Origin of the sequence: Pseudocnuella soli, assembly GCF_004347775.1 — a bacterium.
In the GTDB taxonomy this organism is placed as follows: domain Bacteria; phylum Bacteroidota; class Bacteroidia; order Chitinophagales; family Chitinophagaceae; genus Flavisolibacter; species Flavisolibacter aquaticus.
The window spans coordinates 3,938,009-3,951,488 of the sequence record NZ_CP037755.1 but is presented as its reverse complement, the minus strand read 5'-3'; the positions used below and the strand labels follow the sequence as shown (position 1 = coordinate 3,951,488).

13 protein-coding genes are annotated in these 13,480 nt (G+C 50.5%); 6 read left to right on the top strand and 7 right to left on the bottom strand.

Annotation, left to right across the window (positions count from 1 at the left end; translation table 11 throughout):
* The first annotated feature begins 46 nt into the window (after window positions 1-46).
* Window positions 47-2,605, top strand: coding sequence for a S8 family serine peptidase (locus EPD17_RS16205; protein ID WP_132055628.1), 2,559 nt, complete (start codon window positions 47-49; stop codon window positions 2,603-2,605).
* 94 nt (window positions 2,606-2,699) lie between these two features.
* Window positions 2,700-3,218: a dihydrofolate reductase family protein gene (locus tag EPD17_RS16200; protein WP_132055627.1), complete on the top strand. Its 519-nt coding sequence runs from the start codon at window positions 2,700-2,702 to the stop codon at window positions 3,216-3,218.
* A 51-nt stretch (window positions 3,219-3,269) separates the two neighbouring features.
* Here EPD17_RS16200 and mdh read toward each other — a convergent pair whose 3' ends face one another.
* Together mdh and EPD17_RS16190 are read right to left on the bottom strand one after the other, a co-directional pair.
* A complete protein-coding gene (gene mdh / locus EPD17_RS16195; RefSeq protein ID WP_132055626.1) occupies window positions 3,270-4,199 on the bottom strand; it encodes a malate dehydrogenase in 930 nt (309 codons plus the stop codon).
* Between the two features lie 150 nt (window positions 4,200-4,349).
* The gene (locus EPD17_RS16190) at window positions 4,350-4,844 is read right to left on the bottom strand and encodes a TlpA family protein disulfide reductase (protein WP_165929636.1); all 495 of its coding nucleotides are present in this window, start codon (window positions 4,842-4,844) and stop codon (window positions 4,350-4,352) included.
* A 188-nt stretch (window positions 4,845-5,032) separates the two neighbouring features.
* Here EPD17_RS16190 and efp point away from each other — a divergent pair, with 188 nt between their 5' ends.
* From efp to accC, 3 genes are all read left to right on the top strand, one after another.
* Complete coding sequence (efp, locus tag EPD17_RS16185; RefSeq protein WP_114236758.1) at window positions 5,033-5,596, top strand: elongation factor P; 564 nt, start codon at window positions 5,033-5,035, stop codon at window positions 5,594-5,596.
* A 363-nt stretch (window positions 5,597-5,959) separates the two neighbouring features.
* Window positions 5,960-6,451 carry an acetyl-CoA carboxylase biotin carboxyl carrier protein gene (gene accB / locus EPD17_RS16180; RefSeq protein ID WP_132055624.1) on the top strand — a complete coding sequence of 164 codons (492 nt, stop codon included), beginning with the start codon at window positions 5,960-5,962 and terminating at the stop codon, window positions 6,449-6,451.
* Window positions 6,452-6,749: 298 nt separating this feature from the next.
* Window positions 6,750-8,087 carry an acetyl-CoA carboxylase biotin carboxylase subunit gene (accC, locus tag EPD17_RS16175; protein ID WP_114236756.1) on the top strand — a complete coding sequence of 446 codons (1,338 nt, stop codon included), beginning with the start codon at window positions 6,750-6,752 and terminating at the stop codon, window positions 8,085-8,087.
* 81 nt (window positions 8,088-8,168) lie between these two features.
* On the opposite strand, the gene EPD17_RS16170 is transcribed toward accC, so the two are convergent.
* Together EPD17_RS16170 and EPD17_RS16165 are read right to left on the bottom strand one after the other, a co-directional pair.
* Window positions 8,169-8,648 carry a hypothetical protein gene (locus tag EPD17_RS16170; RefSeq protein WP_132055623.1) on the bottom strand — a complete coding sequence of 160 codons (480 nt, stop codon included), beginning with the start codon at window positions 8,646-8,648 and terminating at the stop codon, window positions 8,169-8,171.
* A gap of 112 nt (window positions 8,649-8,760) precedes the next feature.
* Window positions 8,761-9,432, bottom strand: coding sequence for a metal-dependent transcriptional regulator (locus EPD17_RS16165; protein ID WP_132055622.1), 672 nt, complete (start codon window positions 9,430-9,432; stop codon window positions 8,761-8,763).
* Between the two features lie 163 nt (window positions 9,433-9,595).
* On the opposite strand from EPD17_RS16165, the gene EPD17_RS16160 reads away from it, so the two are divergent.
* Window positions 9,596-11,881, top strand: a complete 2,286-nt coding sequence (locus EPD17_RS16160) for a TonB-dependent receptor (RefSeq protein WP_132055621.1) — start codon at window positions 9,596-9,598, stop codon at window positions 11,879-11,881.
* Between the two features lie 108 nt (window positions 11,882-11,989).
* On the opposite strand, the gene EPD17_RS16155 is transcribed toward EPD17_RS16160, so the two are convergent.
* From EPD17_RS16155 to EPD17_RS16145, 3 genes are all read right to left on the bottom strand, one after another.
* Window positions 11,990-12,352 (bottom strand): hypothetical protein, encoded by a 363-nt coding sequence (locus EPD17_RS16155; protein WP_132055620.1) that lies wholly within the window; start codon window positions 12,350-12,352, stop codon window positions 11,990-11,992.
* A complete protein-coding gene (locus EPD17_RS16150; RefSeq protein ID WP_240040646.1) occupies window positions 12,352-12,930 on the bottom strand; it encodes an RNA polymerase sigma factor in 579 nt (192 codons plus the stop codon). The genes EPD17_RS16155 and EPD17_RS16150 overlap by 1 nt, the downstream gene beginning before the upstream one ends.
* A 142-nt stretch (window positions 12,931-13,072) precedes the next feature.
* The gene (locus EPD17_RS16145; RefSeq protein WP_132056318.1) at window positions 13,073-13,480 is read right to left on the bottom strand and encodes a sulfite exporter TauE/SafE family protein; all 408 of its coding nucleotides are present in this window, start codon (window positions 13,478-13,480) and stop codon (window positions 13,073-13,075) included.

The window sequence follows — 13,480 nt, the reverse complement described above, 5'->3', positions numbered from 1 at the left end:
AAAATCGAGTGGTTTTACGCTGCCTTATTGCACTAAATTGCTCAACATGATCCGCAAAATGTTTGGGCTGCTGTGCGTTGTGTTTTGTGGTACCGGTTTGTACGCACAGCCCGTGCTTTCCGCAGGTGTAGCAGCGCGGATTGGTGGGCAAAAAATAGGCGGCAACGGGGACAGCATCACGCTGGTGGTACGCATGCCTGCCGGCAAAATGCTGGCAACGCCACACCGGTTGCTGCAGTCGTATGCGCCAGCCGGGCTGCAGCTGGTTCGGGTGGCAGCGCAACAAGCCGCGGCGCTACAACAGGAGCAGGGTGCGCAATACATCGACTTGGCCCATGCGCCAAAAGAGGAAGTTACAACCGGCAGCATGGACCTTACCCTGAACCGCCTAATTTTTGCGCACCAACAATTTCCCGGCATCCGTGGCCAGGGCATCCGGCTTTCCATTAAAGAGCAGGCCTTCGACACTACCGATATTGACTACCGCAACCGTTATTTTTTAACCGGAATAGAAGCGCCATCGAATACGACCCATGCGGCACTGATGGCTACCATTGCCGCTGGCGCCGGCAATTCATCGCCGCAGGCAACTGGTGCGGCACCTGCCGGACGGCTTCATTCTTCTTCTTTTTTCAACCTGCTACCCGATGCAGATTCGCTTTTTGCGCAGCAGGGCATCTCAGTGCAAAACCACTCGTACGGTACGATTGTGGAAAACCGCTATGGGCTTGAAGCAATGGCTTACGATGTGCAGGTTTGGAACAACCCAACGTTGTTGCATGTATTTTCTTCCGGCAATTCAGGGACAGCAGCGGGCACTGGGCCGTATGCAGGCCTGGCCGGCCGGGGCAACCTCACCGGCAATTTTAAATACGCCAAAAATGTACTCACCGTTGGCGCTGTTGATTCGTTTGGAAAGGTGCACACGCTTAGTTCAAGAGGGCCTTCATTTGATGGCCGCATCAAACCAGAGATTGTAGCGTTTGGTGAAGACGGCAGCTCGGGTGCTGCGGCATTGGTATCGGGCACCGCGGCCTTGGCGCAGCAGGCATACCGGGAAAAGTTCGGCCAATTGCCCACTGCTGCGTTGGTGAAAGCGGTGCTCATCAACAGTGCAGTTTCAGGTCAAGCGGGTGTTAATCACCAATCCGGTTGGGGTAGCCTGGATGGTTGGGCAGCCATCAAAACCGTGAATGAAGCACGATGCAGTACCGTTACCCTTTCCAAGGGCGGGCAAATCGCCATTCCTATAGTTGTTCCGGAGCAAACAGGTTCCATCAAAGTCACCATTAGCTGGACCGACACTGCAGCCGGCGTGGATACAACAACCGCGTTGATCAATGATGTAAATGCAATGGTCACCGGCAATGGTGGACAATGGCTGCCCTGGGTTTTGTCCGCCCATCGCGATTCGCTTAACCTTCCTGCAGTTCGGGGCATTGATTCAGTCAATAATACGGAGCAAATCAGCATTGCCTTTCCTGCCGCCGGTGTTTACCAGTTGGTGTTGGATGGTGGTAAAATTAAAACCGCAACACAGACCGTAGCCATTGCATGGCAACTTGATACGGCTGCCGCTTTTTTATTTACCTACCCCGCACCGAATGAACCCGCTACGATCGGAGAAAATATTTTACTTAGGTGGTTTACAGCATTAACGGGAAATGGAACGCTGCAATGGTCGGATGGAGGAGCGTGGCAAACCATTGCTGCCGACGTTGATCTCGAACGGGGTTATCACTACTGGCTGCCCTCCGGAAATGCAGGGCCTGCGCAGGTACGAATGACGGCAAACAACGGTAATGTTTTTACTTCTGAGTTGTTCGTGTTGAGCAACACTACAGCATTGAATGTTGGCTTTCAGTGCGCCGATTCGGTGCTGCTTACCTGGAAAGCCGCCGGCAACGGCGGATACCGATTGTACCAGTTGGGCCAGCAATACATGGAGCCACTGGCAGCCGTGCAGGATACTTTTGTGGTGCTCCGGCCGGCGGCTGGCTCGTCCCGCATTTATAGCATTGCGCCGCTGGTTGCGGGCAAACCCGGAATACGCAGCGCTGCATTGAGCATTGCCGGGTCGGGAACGGGTTGCTATATCAAAGGGTTTTTTGTACAGGAAAAAGGCACGGACTGGGTGGCGCTGCGAGCCCAACTGGGCACGCTTTTCGGTCTTTCCCAAATCCGGCTGCAGCAATGGGTTCCAGGGGCGGGTTTTGCCACCATTCAAACAGTTCCTGCCATGGATGTGAACATCAGTTTTACCGACAGTTCGCTCTTGTCCGGCATCAATCGTTACCGGCTGGAATTGGTGTTGCAAAATGGCGCAACGGCATACAGCGAAGAAGTGGATGTGTACCAGTTTGTGCCGCTTCCCGTTATGGCTTATCCCAACCCGGTTAGCCGCAACGGCAGTTTTACACTGGTTACCGAACTGCCCGGGAAATACACTGCCGAGATGTACGACCTGCAAGGGAAAATGATTGCCAGATGGACACTGCAAAACCAACTTACGGTTGTCGCTGCTCGTTATAATGCCGGTTTGTACCTGCTGCGCATCCAAAGCGACGATGGTGTTGCAGGCGTAATTAAATTAGTAATATACTAGTGTGAAAGCAAAAAGGCAAATAATCGTAGTTGCCGTTTGAAGCTTGCTTTTTGTTACATTTCTATTTCCTTTTCAACCAAAATAACGAACATCCATGCGCAAGATTATTTTAAACCTGGCGGTTACGCTGGACGGATTTATTGAAGGCTCCAACGGCGAGTACGACTGGTGTTTTACAGACCAGGATTACGGCATGAAGCAGTTTTTCGAAGAAGTGGACACGGTGATCTATGGCCGAAAATCGTACGAACTGGTGACCAGCATGGAAGGCGGGCTCGACCAGTTTCCAAAAATGAAGAACTACGTGTTTTCCAAAACATTGCAAACTGCGCCACCCGAAGCAACACTGGTGAGCATTGATCCCAAAACATTTGTAGCAAGCATACGTAATGAACCGGGAAAAGACATCTGGCTGTTTGGTGGAGCCGAACTGGCTGCAGCCTTCTTGGAGCAGGGTTTGGTAGATGTGTTTTGGTTGAGCGTTCATCCCATTTTATTGGGCAGCGGCAAGCTGCTGTTTCCACAGGGCAATGGCCGAACGCAATTGGAACTGATTGAATGCAAAGCCTACGATTCGGGACTCGTTTCCTTAAAATACCAGCGCAAGCAATAAATAAAAAAAGCGAAGCACAAGGCTTCGCTTTTTTTATTTCGACGTTCGTTTTTAAACGGTTTGCAACACATTGTTCATGCTGCGTACAGCATCGGCGCTTTTTGCAAAAAGCGCTTGTTCGTCCGCGTTAAGCTGGAAGTCGAGGATTTTTTCCCAGCCCTTTTTACCTAAAATAACCGGCACGCCCAGGCAAATATCGTTCTGACCGTATTCGCCTTCCAGTTTCACACTGCAGGTAATCAGTTTCTTTTCGTCGCGTACAATGGCTTCTACCATTGCCGCTCCGGCTGCACCCGGTGCATACCATGCCGATGTGCCCAGCAGCTTGGTAAGGGTAGCACCGCCCACCATTGTATTTTGTACAATTTCCTTTTGCTTTTCTTCGCTCAGGAAGTTGGTAACCGGCACGCTGTTCCAAGTAGCCTGGCGAATCAGCGGGATCATGGTGGTGTCGCCGTGACCGCCCACTACCACTGCATTCAGGTCGGCAGGAGAGCAGCCCAGCTCCAGTGCAAGGTAGCATTTAAAACGGGCACTATCCAGTGCGCCGCCCATGCCAATGATGCGCTCTTTAGGAAGGCCCGTAGCTTGCAGGGTCAGGTAGGTCATGGTATCCATTGGGTTGGACACGATGATGAAAATAGCTTCAGGAGAATGTTCCAGGATATTTTGCGCCACACCGCGAACGATGCCGGCATTTACGCCAATCAGTTCTTCGCGGGTCATGCCGGGTTTGCGGGGCAGGCCCGAAGTAATCACCACCACATCAGAGCCGGCGGTTTTTGCGTAATCGTTGGTGCTGCCAATAATGCGGGTGTCAAAGTTGAGCAGGGCAGCGGTTTGTGTCATATCGAGGGCCTTGCCTTCAGCTACTCCTTCTTTAATATCAAGGAGTACCAGTTCTTCGCACAGTTCTTTGCGTGCAATATTATCGGCTACGGTTGCGCCTACGGCACCGGCACCTACAACAGTTACTTTCATGAGCGATGTTTTTTTGTGGGGTTAAAGGTAAATTGAAAATGTAGAGCACAGGAGCAACAAAATGAAAAAGGAAAAGTTTTTAGCGGCGGCTTCATTTGCAATTGCTGTTCATTGAATCTTCCGCGTCGCGTTTTTCCGATCCCCGTATTACTATTTAAAAGTCGCCAGTATTTTTTCCAGCGGCATCGAGCCCTCAAAGCCGGTGATCAGGCTTCCTTTTTTGTTGTAAAATGCCAGGTAGGGCAGGCTGTGCACGCCGTAAAACGAGGGAAGTATATAGCTAAAATCGCGGCCCACCACCAGGTTGGGATAACCCGAAAGCTTGTAGGTTTCCACAAACTGGTTCATTTGCCACAGCGGGTGCATGGTAGACATTACAATATGTATGTCCTTCCATTTGTCCTTGTTCTGCACCAGCTCTTCGGCGGTGTGCTGGCAGTGGCTGCACTCGGGGCTGAAAATCATGAGCAGCACGGGCTTTTTATTGGGGAGGTCGGCCTTGGTGTATTTGGCAGCGCTATCGGCCAGCAGCAACTGCAGCGGCGGCACGGTTGGAAAGCGCAGGTAGGGCGCCTGCTTTTCCCCTTCCTGGGCATTTGCAAAAAACGAGGCCAGCAACAGGCACAAAACAACTAGTGGTTTCATATACAACAGGTTTGGGCTGAGCTGCGAAAGTAAGCAATTGCGGGTGAGGGCTGTTGCTACGCTACATCGGCAGGCCGCGGGCCCAAAGTATTGGCGCCTGCTATTTTCCTGCACCGGTTTTTGCACATTTGCATTAGCTTTGCCCGCCCAATGGGCAAAACCCATCATTTTTAAATCGTATTTATTTTATGGCAACAACAGCAGACATCAGCCGTGGTTTGATCATCAAGCTGGACGGAAGCCTGTACAAGGTGATCGAGTTTGGCGAAAACAAAACGGCACGTGCCGCCGCTAAAGTGTGGGCAAAGCTGGCCGGCGTTGATAACAAACGCAGCATCGAAAAAACCTGGAACAGCGGCGATAACATTTACCCTGTTCGGGTGGAGCGCAAAGACTATCAGTATTTGTATAAAGACGATACCGGTTACAACTTTATGGACAATGAAACCTTTGAACAGGTGGCCATTGCCGAAGAACTGATCGACGCACCACAGTTCCTGAAAGACGGCCAGGAAGTTTCTGTATTGTTTAATACCGAAACCGAAAGCCCCATGAGCGTGGAGCTGCCCGATAAAATTGTACTGCTGGTAACTTACAGCGAACCCGGCCTGCGTGGCGATACCGCTACCCGCACCCTGAAGCCAGCCACCGTAGAAACCGGCGCTACCGTAATGGTACCCCTGTTTGTAAACGAAGGCGAAATGATCCGCGTAAACACCAAGTCGGGTGAATACGTAGAGCGGGTAAAATAAGCCTGTCAATTTCTACAACAACAGGCAATCGGTTCGATGCACATGTTGCGCAATATATCAATAAGGCCTTCTTCACGGGAGGCCTTAGTTTTTCCCTTGATGCATACACGTAAACTTCTTTGCATGTGTTGGGTGCACATTTTCATTGCTAATGGCCGCGGCTTTGCGGCATTCTTTTTATAGTAAAAAAATGTGCGGCTGCGCAACACGTTGCCGCTTTGCAAAGTCAGTTGCAACAAATAAAAAGATTGCTTTCTTTGTCACTACTGCACACATCTAAAACATAAATCTTTTACAAGGTGGTTTTGCCGTTCTTTGTATCTTAGCCGCCCTGTTTAACAAAAAATAACAAAATTGAAACAGATGGATTTCAAGCAAATACAGGAGTTGATCAGACTGGTCAGCGAAACCAACTTAGGTGAAGTAAGTATTGAGCAGAAAGATTTTAAAATATCGATCAAGAACCGTGAAGAACACATTACGCAGGTAATGGCCACCATGCCCCAGGCTGCAGCTGCATACCAGCCGGCAGCTTTGCCACAGGCGCCTGCACAGCAAGACATTGCAGCACCCGCTGCATCCGGCGCCGCTGCACCAGCCGAAACAGCATCCAACCTACTCACCATCAAAAGCCCCATGATCGGCACGTTTTACCGTCGCCCATCACCCGATAAATCCAACTTTGTAGAAGTAGGCGATGAAGTATCGACCGGCAAAGTGGTGTGCATCATCGAGGCAATGAAATTGTTCAATGAAATTGAAAGCGAAATTTCCGGCAAGATCGTGAAGATACTGGTGGAAGATTCCTCTCCGGTAGAATACGACCAGCCCCTGTTTTTGGTGGAACCGGCATAATAGTAAAAAAGAATGGCCCCAGATAGAAAAGGGCCATTTTTGCATTTGCTCCGGTTTTTTGCAAAACAATTGCTGCATGGCTCTTTAAGCCTGCTGCCTGTTACATCGGGTCATCGGCCCGAAATTTTTGATGTATTCATTGAAGCGAAAATAAGTTCCGGGCCTTGTGCAAACACTGCATGCCACATGCACCCTAAGGCTCTTCGGGTGTTTATGTTTGCAGTACCAATGAAATGAGTGCGGTAAGCCGGCAGTCCGGATGCACAAGGTCACATTTTCAAATTTTCAAATTTGTTTCATGTTCAAAAAAGTTCTTATAGCCAACCGCGGTGAGATTGCACTCCGGGTAATTCGTACCTGCCGCGAGATGGGTATTAAAACGGTTGCTGTTTACTCCACTGCCGACCGCGACAGCCTGCATGTGCGCTTTGCCGACGAGGCCGTATGTATTGGCAAACACCAAAGTTCTGAGTCGTACCTCAATATCCCGCACCTGATGGCTGCGGTGGAAATCACCAACGCCGATGCCATTCACCCAGGTTATGGCTTCCTGGCGGAGAATGCAAAATTTGCCCAGATCTGCGCCGACCACGGCATCAAGTTTATTGGGCCTACCCCCGAAATGATCACCAAGATGGGGGATAAAATGACGGCAAAAGAAACCATGATCGCTGCCGGCGTTCCCATTATCCCGGGCAGCCAGGGCCTGCTGCAAAGCCTCGACGAAGCCCGCTTTCTGGCTAAGGAAATGGGTTATCCCGTGATCCTGAAAGCTACTGCCGGTGGCGGTGGCAAGGGCATGCGGGTAGTGTGGAGCGATGGTGAAATGGAGCGTGCCTACAACACCGCTAAAGCCGAAGCCGGTGCCGCGTTTAAAAACGACGGCATTTATATGGAAAAGTTCATCGAGGAGCCACGCCACATCGAAATCCAGGTGGCCGGCGACCGCTACGGCACCGTGTGCCACCTCAGCGAACGGGATTGCTCCATTCAGCGTCGCCACCAAAAGCTGGTGGAAGAATCGCCATCGCCGTTCATGACCCCCGACCTGCGCAAAAGGATGGGCGATGCGGCAAAAAAAGCTGCACAGGCCATCAACTACGAAAGCGTGGGCACCGTGGAGTTCCTGGTAGACAAGCACCGCAATTTCTACTTCATGGAAATGAATACCCGGATCCAGGTGGAGCATTGCGTAACTGAAGAAGTAATCAACTACGACCTGATCAAAGAACAGATCAAGATCGCGATGGGTGAAGCCATTTCGGGCCGCGACTATGAGCCGCAACTCCACGCCATCGAATGCCGCATCAATGCGGAAGATCCATACAACGATTTCCGCCCATCGCCCGGAAAGATCACCGTGCTGCACCAGCCTGGTGGCCACGGCGTGCGGGTGGACAGCCACGTGTATGCCGGTTATGTTATTCCTCCGTATTACGACAGCATGATCGGTAAGCTGATTACGGTTGCCCGTACCCGTGAGGAAGCCATTGATACCATGTACCGGGCGCTGAGCGAATACGTGATTGAAGGCGTTAAAACAACCATTCCGTTTCACCTGCAACTGATGCAGGACGAACGTTTCCGATCAGGCGATTTCAATACCAAGTTTCTCGAGACTTTTAAAATGAAATAAGCGCTATAGGACGTCAATAAAAAAACCGGCTTGTAACAACAAGCCGGTTTTTTTATTGCTTCGGTAAAATTTTGGAGCGCATTAATCATAACGGTGCGGGTTTCCTTTTCCTTTCTGCCAGCCCAGGTGCTTGCCATTATTACCTTTGGGTCCTTTGTTTTTATGTTTTTTTGCGTACTGCTTATCGTTGCGGTCGTAGCGGCGGTTGTTGTTGCGGCGGTCATCATACCGACGATTGTTATCACCCCTCACCTCCTGCAGGCGGCGCTGGCGCTGGCTCTCCAGGTCGCGGATGATCCGGTCCTTTTCGGCGTTGCTCAGGTTCCGGTTGTTGCGGATCGAGCGGATCTTTTCGTCGTATTCCCGGTTAATGCCATCCACGCTGCCCGACCGGTTGGTAGGGTAATTGCCGCGGTTGTCGTACAGGCGGCCGTCGTTGGTTGGGTAGCTGCGCGAACTGCCACCCGACAAAATGCGGCGGGCTTCCCGCGTATCGGCTGATTGTGCAAAGGCGCCGGATACGGCCATTGCTGTCATCAAAAGGGTAATGAACTTTTTCATGGTGTTGATCATTTAGAGTATTGGAAGGAAAAATAATGCCGGGGTTAAATGCGCCGTCGCAAACTAAATGTTAACAAAGCCCCTTTTGCCCCATTTGATTGCTCTGTTTTTCTCAATGATCAGCTGGCTGCACCAGTATGTTGGCTGCTGCCTTTTCGCTTACCTGCACGCTACGCCGCCCCAGTTGCAAGCTGTACGATTGGTCGTATGCATTGATACCCAATATTTTAATTTTGCTGCCCGGCGCAATTTGTACCTGTCCCAGGTATTGTAAAAATGCATCGCTGGTTTCGGCAAAATGCTGCACCTGGTAGGTAGGGCCTTGCTGGCAGGAGGTGAGTGGCACCGCCACCTGTTTTTTTATTTTGCCCAGCTTGTCCGGAATCGGATCACCATGCGGATCAAACGGCGGAAAACCCAGGTATTCATCCAGCCGGTTCACCAGTTCGTCCGAATCGATGTGTTCCAGTTGCTCGGCAAGGTCGTGCACTTCGTTCCAGGTAAAGCCCAATTTTTTTACCAAAAACACCTCCCACAACCGGTGCCGCCTGATGGTGCGCAGTGCTTTTTTGCTTCCCTTTTCGGTCAGCTTTATCGACTTGTCAGGCAGCAACTCTACCAGTTTTTTCTGTTCCATTTTGCGCATCATCTCCAGCACCGTTGCCGGGTTCAGGTCCAGGGCTTTGGCCACGGCGCTGTTGGTTATTTTTTTCACCTGGCGCTGCTCCAGCTTATACAAAGCCTTCAGGTAGTTTTCTTCCGAGTAGTTGGCAAAATGTACCATGCCCTAAAAGTAAGGCGCTTTGTTATCATGTCATTGTACAGCCGCATTTTAGTAAAACGGAAAGCCCGGGATATAGGTGTTTAGTCACCTTTCGAAAAAATATTTGGTATACCAAATAAAATGTTCTTGGAATACCATTTGACGTAGCTATTTTTGTGTGCATATGAAACGAAGCCAGATCTTTTTGCTGCTCCTATTGGGGTCGTTGCAGTTGTTGGCGCAACCGGCCCATATTGAAGGCGTGCTGCGTAATAGCAGCCGTGCCGTGGTGGGCGCCACCATACGCTGGGGGGCACATCAGGCGCTTTCTGATACCGCCGGGAATTTTTCAATGGAAGTGAGCCCGGGCCGCCACCCACTCTTGGTTAGCTCTGTGGGCTTTGCGCCTTTTCAGCAACAAGTAAGGATAGATACCAGCGAAACCAAACGGCTAAATATTGAACTCGAAACCGAAGGCTCCACCCTCGATGCCGTGGTGGTTACCGGCACCATGAAGATGTCAACCCGCCTCAACAGCCCGGTTGCGGTGGAGGTGTACCACCCGCAGTTTTTTAAAAAAAATCCGGTTCCCTCCATCTTCGAAAGCATGCAGCAGGTAAACGGCGTACGGCCGCAAATCAATTGCAGCATCTGCAACACCGGCGATATCCATATCAATGGCCTCGAAGGACCGTACACCATGGTCACCATCGACGGCATGCCCATAGTAAGTGCGCTTTCCACGGTGTATGGTTTGTTTGGCATTCCCACGCAACTGATCGAAAGGGTGGAAGTGGTGAAAGGCCCCGCCTCGGGTTTGTATGGTTCGGAAGCAGTGGGCGGCCTCATCAACATCATTACCAAAACGCCGGAAAAAGCACCGCGCTTTAGCGGGCAATTGATGACCACCTCCTGGGCCGAGCACAATGCCGACCTGGGCGTTCGGTTTGCCGCAGGAAAACAAACGGCCATACTGGGTGCACATTATTACCGCTATGCCAACCCGAAGGATGCCAACGGCGACGGCTTTACCGATGTGGCCTTGCAGCACCGCTTTTCGCTGTTCAATAAATGGAGCTTTGCACGTAAAGGGCAAAGAGCGGCATCGCTGGCAGCACGCTACTTTTTTGAAGACCGCTGGGGCGGGCAAATGGAATGGCAACCAAAATTTGCCGGCGGCGACAGCGTTTATGGTGAAGCAATCAAAACAAACCGGTGGGAATTGATTGGCAACTACCAGTTACCCACAACCGAAAAACTATTACTGCAGGTTTCGGCAACTGGTCACCAGCAACGATCGTTTTATGGTGTTACGCCTTACAATGGCGACCAGCGGATTGTGTTCGGGCAACTTATTTGGAACAAAACCTTGGCCAAAAATCATAGCTTTTTGGCAGGCCTGGCCACACGCTATAATTATTACGACGATAATTCAACTGCGACTTACGACACGGCTAGCAAAGGCAACCGCCCCGACCAATATTTGCTGCCTGGAATTTTTGTACAAAATGAATGGAGCCGCAACGATAAACAGTCCTTGCTGCTGGGTTTGCGCTACGACCGGCACCCGGTACACGGCTCCATTTTTACACCGCGTTTTGCAATAAAATGGAATACTACCGACCGGTCGGTGTTGCGCTTAAATGGCGGCACTGGTTTCAGGGTGGTTAATCTATTTACCGAAGAACATGCGGCCCTTACCGGTGCCCGCACGGTGGAAATAAAGGAAGCGCTGCGGCCCGAGCAAAGCATGAACATCAACCTGAATTATGCCTTTCCGCTGCGCACCGGCTCCAAAGCCGCCGACATGGAAGTCTCGGCTTGGTATTCGTATTTCCGCAACCAGATCCTGCCCGATTATGATACCGACCCGAACAAGATCATTTACGCCAACCTGCCCGGCCATGCCATCAGCAGGGGCGTGTCGGCAAATGTCAACATCAACCTGCACCAGCGCCTGAAAGGAATGGTGGGTATGACGGTGCAGGATATTGCCCGACTGGAAAGGGATGCGGCCGACAAGTTGCACAAAATATGGCCGGTGCTGGCTGAACGGTGGAGCGGTACGTGGACGTTGACCTACTCTGTTCCAAAAGCTGGCCTTACATTCGATTATACCGGTAATGTGTATGGGAAAATGCGGTTGCCGCTGGCTGGCCCGGCCGACCCAAGGCCGGCGTACAGCCCTGTGTGGAGCCTGCAAAACATACAGGTAACCAAATGGTTTTCGGAGCGGTGGGAAATGTTTGGTGGTGTAAAAAATTTATTGAACTGGACACCATCACGCAACCTGCCGTTTTTGATTGCGCGGGCCAACGATCCTTTTGATAAAAGTGTAGCTTACAATGCTGATGGCGCTGTGCAGCGCAATTCTGAAAACCCCTACGGGCTTACGTTTGATCCATCCTATGTGTATGCACCCAACCAGGGCATCAGGGCGTTTGTTGGCGTGCGGTATTTGGTGAAGTAGATAGTAAAATTCAAAAGGCAAAAGTCAAAATTCGTTCATGCTGGTATTGAAGTAATACGCAACACCGCAAGACCTGGTTTTGACTTTTGCCTTTTGAATTTTAAACTTTTATCCTTGGTGTAGCCGGTGAATGATCAGGTAGCTAATCACTACTAAAAGCAACAGCAGTAAAATAGAGATCCACAAAACGGGTTGCTCGTTGATGCGCAGTTTTTCGCGGAGCGCTTTCTTTTTCGCGGTGCGTTTTTTCAGGTCTTGCTGCAACTGGTACACCATCGACTGAAGCTGCCCAGTGTCTTCCAGTTGCTGCAGGCCTTCCACTGCATCGGCTTCAAAATCGGATTGCTGCAACTGCTTTTCCACCTTGTGTTGTTGCTCGGCCGAAAGCTGCCCCTGCAGGTAGCGCATCAGCGTTTCCTCACTAACACCCTCGGGCAAATGGTTCCATATGTCTTTCAGGTTGTCCGGCATCAGGAGGTTCGGTCTTTTTTTAGTTTACGTTCCAGCATCAGCCGCAGGTTGCGTTTACCGTTTTGAATATAACTTTTCACCTGCAAGGTAGTGTAGCCTGTGGCCTCGCTGATCTGCTGGTAACTCTTTTTTTGCAGGTAAAATAAAGATACGGCAGTGCGCTGCTCCGCAGCCAGTTCATTGATGGATTCTTCGAGCAGCTTCAGTGTTTTTTCCTGCGCCAGCCAGTCGGTTGGTTCACCTTCCTGCGGCATGGCACTGAACGATTCATCCAGTTCTTTGTGTTGTTTGCCCTGCTTGCTGCGCAGCCGCATCAGGCATTCGTTTTTGGCCACCATGTACAGCCACGACTTAAAATAATCAACACGGTATTTGCCTGCTTCGGTGAGTACTTTTAAAAAAATCTGTTGCACACAATCGCGGGCCTCTTCTGCATTTTTCAAATACTTCATGCACACACCCAACAGCAGCAGCGTGTATCGGTCCAGCAGTATGCCCAGCCAGTACTGGTCGCCACTTTCATAAAAGCGGTCGAGCAGTTGTGCATCGGTCATATCGGGATAAGGTGTACGCTTCACCGGCAGGGCTGGTTTACATGCTTAGATGCAACGATGATAAAAGTGCACAAGCAAAAAAGTAATAATGATAAAAAAGATGGAACATGCATTGGTAACAAATGCATGCAATTTTGTTTTAATAAAAAATAAAAATAAACGGTGACTACCGGAACAAATTAATAATGGCCCTGTCCCATTTCAACATGGTAAATGCAGTGTAAAAAAGGATCACTGCAAATATTTTTTTCAATAACTCCTGGTCTATTTTAAACGCTATTTTACTCCCAAAAAAACCGCCCACCACAAAGCCTGCGGCCAGCAGCAGGATCACTTTTATATCCACTGGGTGCCCCGATGTTTTACCATCGCGGTAATAATTTAAAAAAGCAATGATCACCACGGGAAAAGTAAGCACACCCAGCGATGTGCCTTGTGCCTGGTGTTGCGAGTAACCCAGGAAATACACCAGCGCTGGCACCAGAATAATACCGCCACCCACGCCAATAAGTCCGCTGAGCATGCCGGCTGCCAAACCAATCAGCGCCAGGAGTAAGATCAATTCTGCATTCAT

Excerpts from the sequence above, each read along its gene's own strand:
- EPD17_RS16155 (WP_132055620.1), bottom strand. The coding sequence starts at position 12,352 with ATGCCGGACAACCTGAAAGACATATGGAACCATTTGCCCGAGGGTGTT.
- accC (WP_114236756.1), top strand. The coding sequence starts at position 6,750 with ATGTTCAAAAAAGTTCTTATAGCCAACCGCGGTGAGATTGCACTCCGG.
- EPD17_RS16160 (WP_132055621.1), top strand. The coding sequence starts at position 9,596 with ATGAAACGAAGCCAGATCTTTTTGCTGCTCCTATTGGGGTCGTTGCAG.
- EPD17_RS16145 (WP_132056318.1), bottom strand. The coding sequence starts at position 13,480 with ATGAATGCAGAATTGATCTTACTCCTGGCGCTGATTGGTTTGGCAGCC.
- efp (WP_114236758.1), top strand. The coding sequence starts at position 5,033 with ATGGCAACAACAGCAGACATCAGCCGTGGTTTGATCATCAAGCTGGAC.
- EPD17_RS16170 (WP_132055623.1), bottom strand. The coding sequence starts at position 8,648 with ATGAAAAAGTTCATTACCCTTTTGATGACAGCAATGGCCGTATCCGGC.
- accB (WP_132055624.1), top strand. The coding sequence starts at position 5,960 with ATGGATTTCAAGCAAATACAGGAGTTGATCAGACTGGTCAGCGAAACC.
- EPD17_RS16165 (WP_132055622.1), bottom strand. The coding sequence starts at position 9,432 with ATGGTACATTTTGCCAACTACTCGGAAGAAAACTACCTGAAGGCTTTG.
- mdh (WP_132055626.1), bottom strand. The coding sequence starts at position 4,199 with ATGAAAGTAACTGTTGTAGGTGCCGGTGCCGTAGGCGCAACCGTAGCC.
- EPD17_RS16205 (WP_132055628.1), top strand. The coding sequence starts at position 47 with ATGATCCGCAAAATGTTTGGGCTGCTGTGCGTTGTGTTTTGTGGTACC.
- EPD17_RS16200 (WP_132055627.1), top strand. The coding sequence starts at position 2,700 with ATGCGCAAGATTATTTTAAACCTGGCGGTTACGCTGGACGGATTTATT.
- EPD17_RS16190 (WP_165929636.1), bottom strand. The coding sequence starts at position 4,844 with ATGAAACCACTAGTTGTTTTGTGCCTGTTGCTGGCCTCGTTTTTTGCA.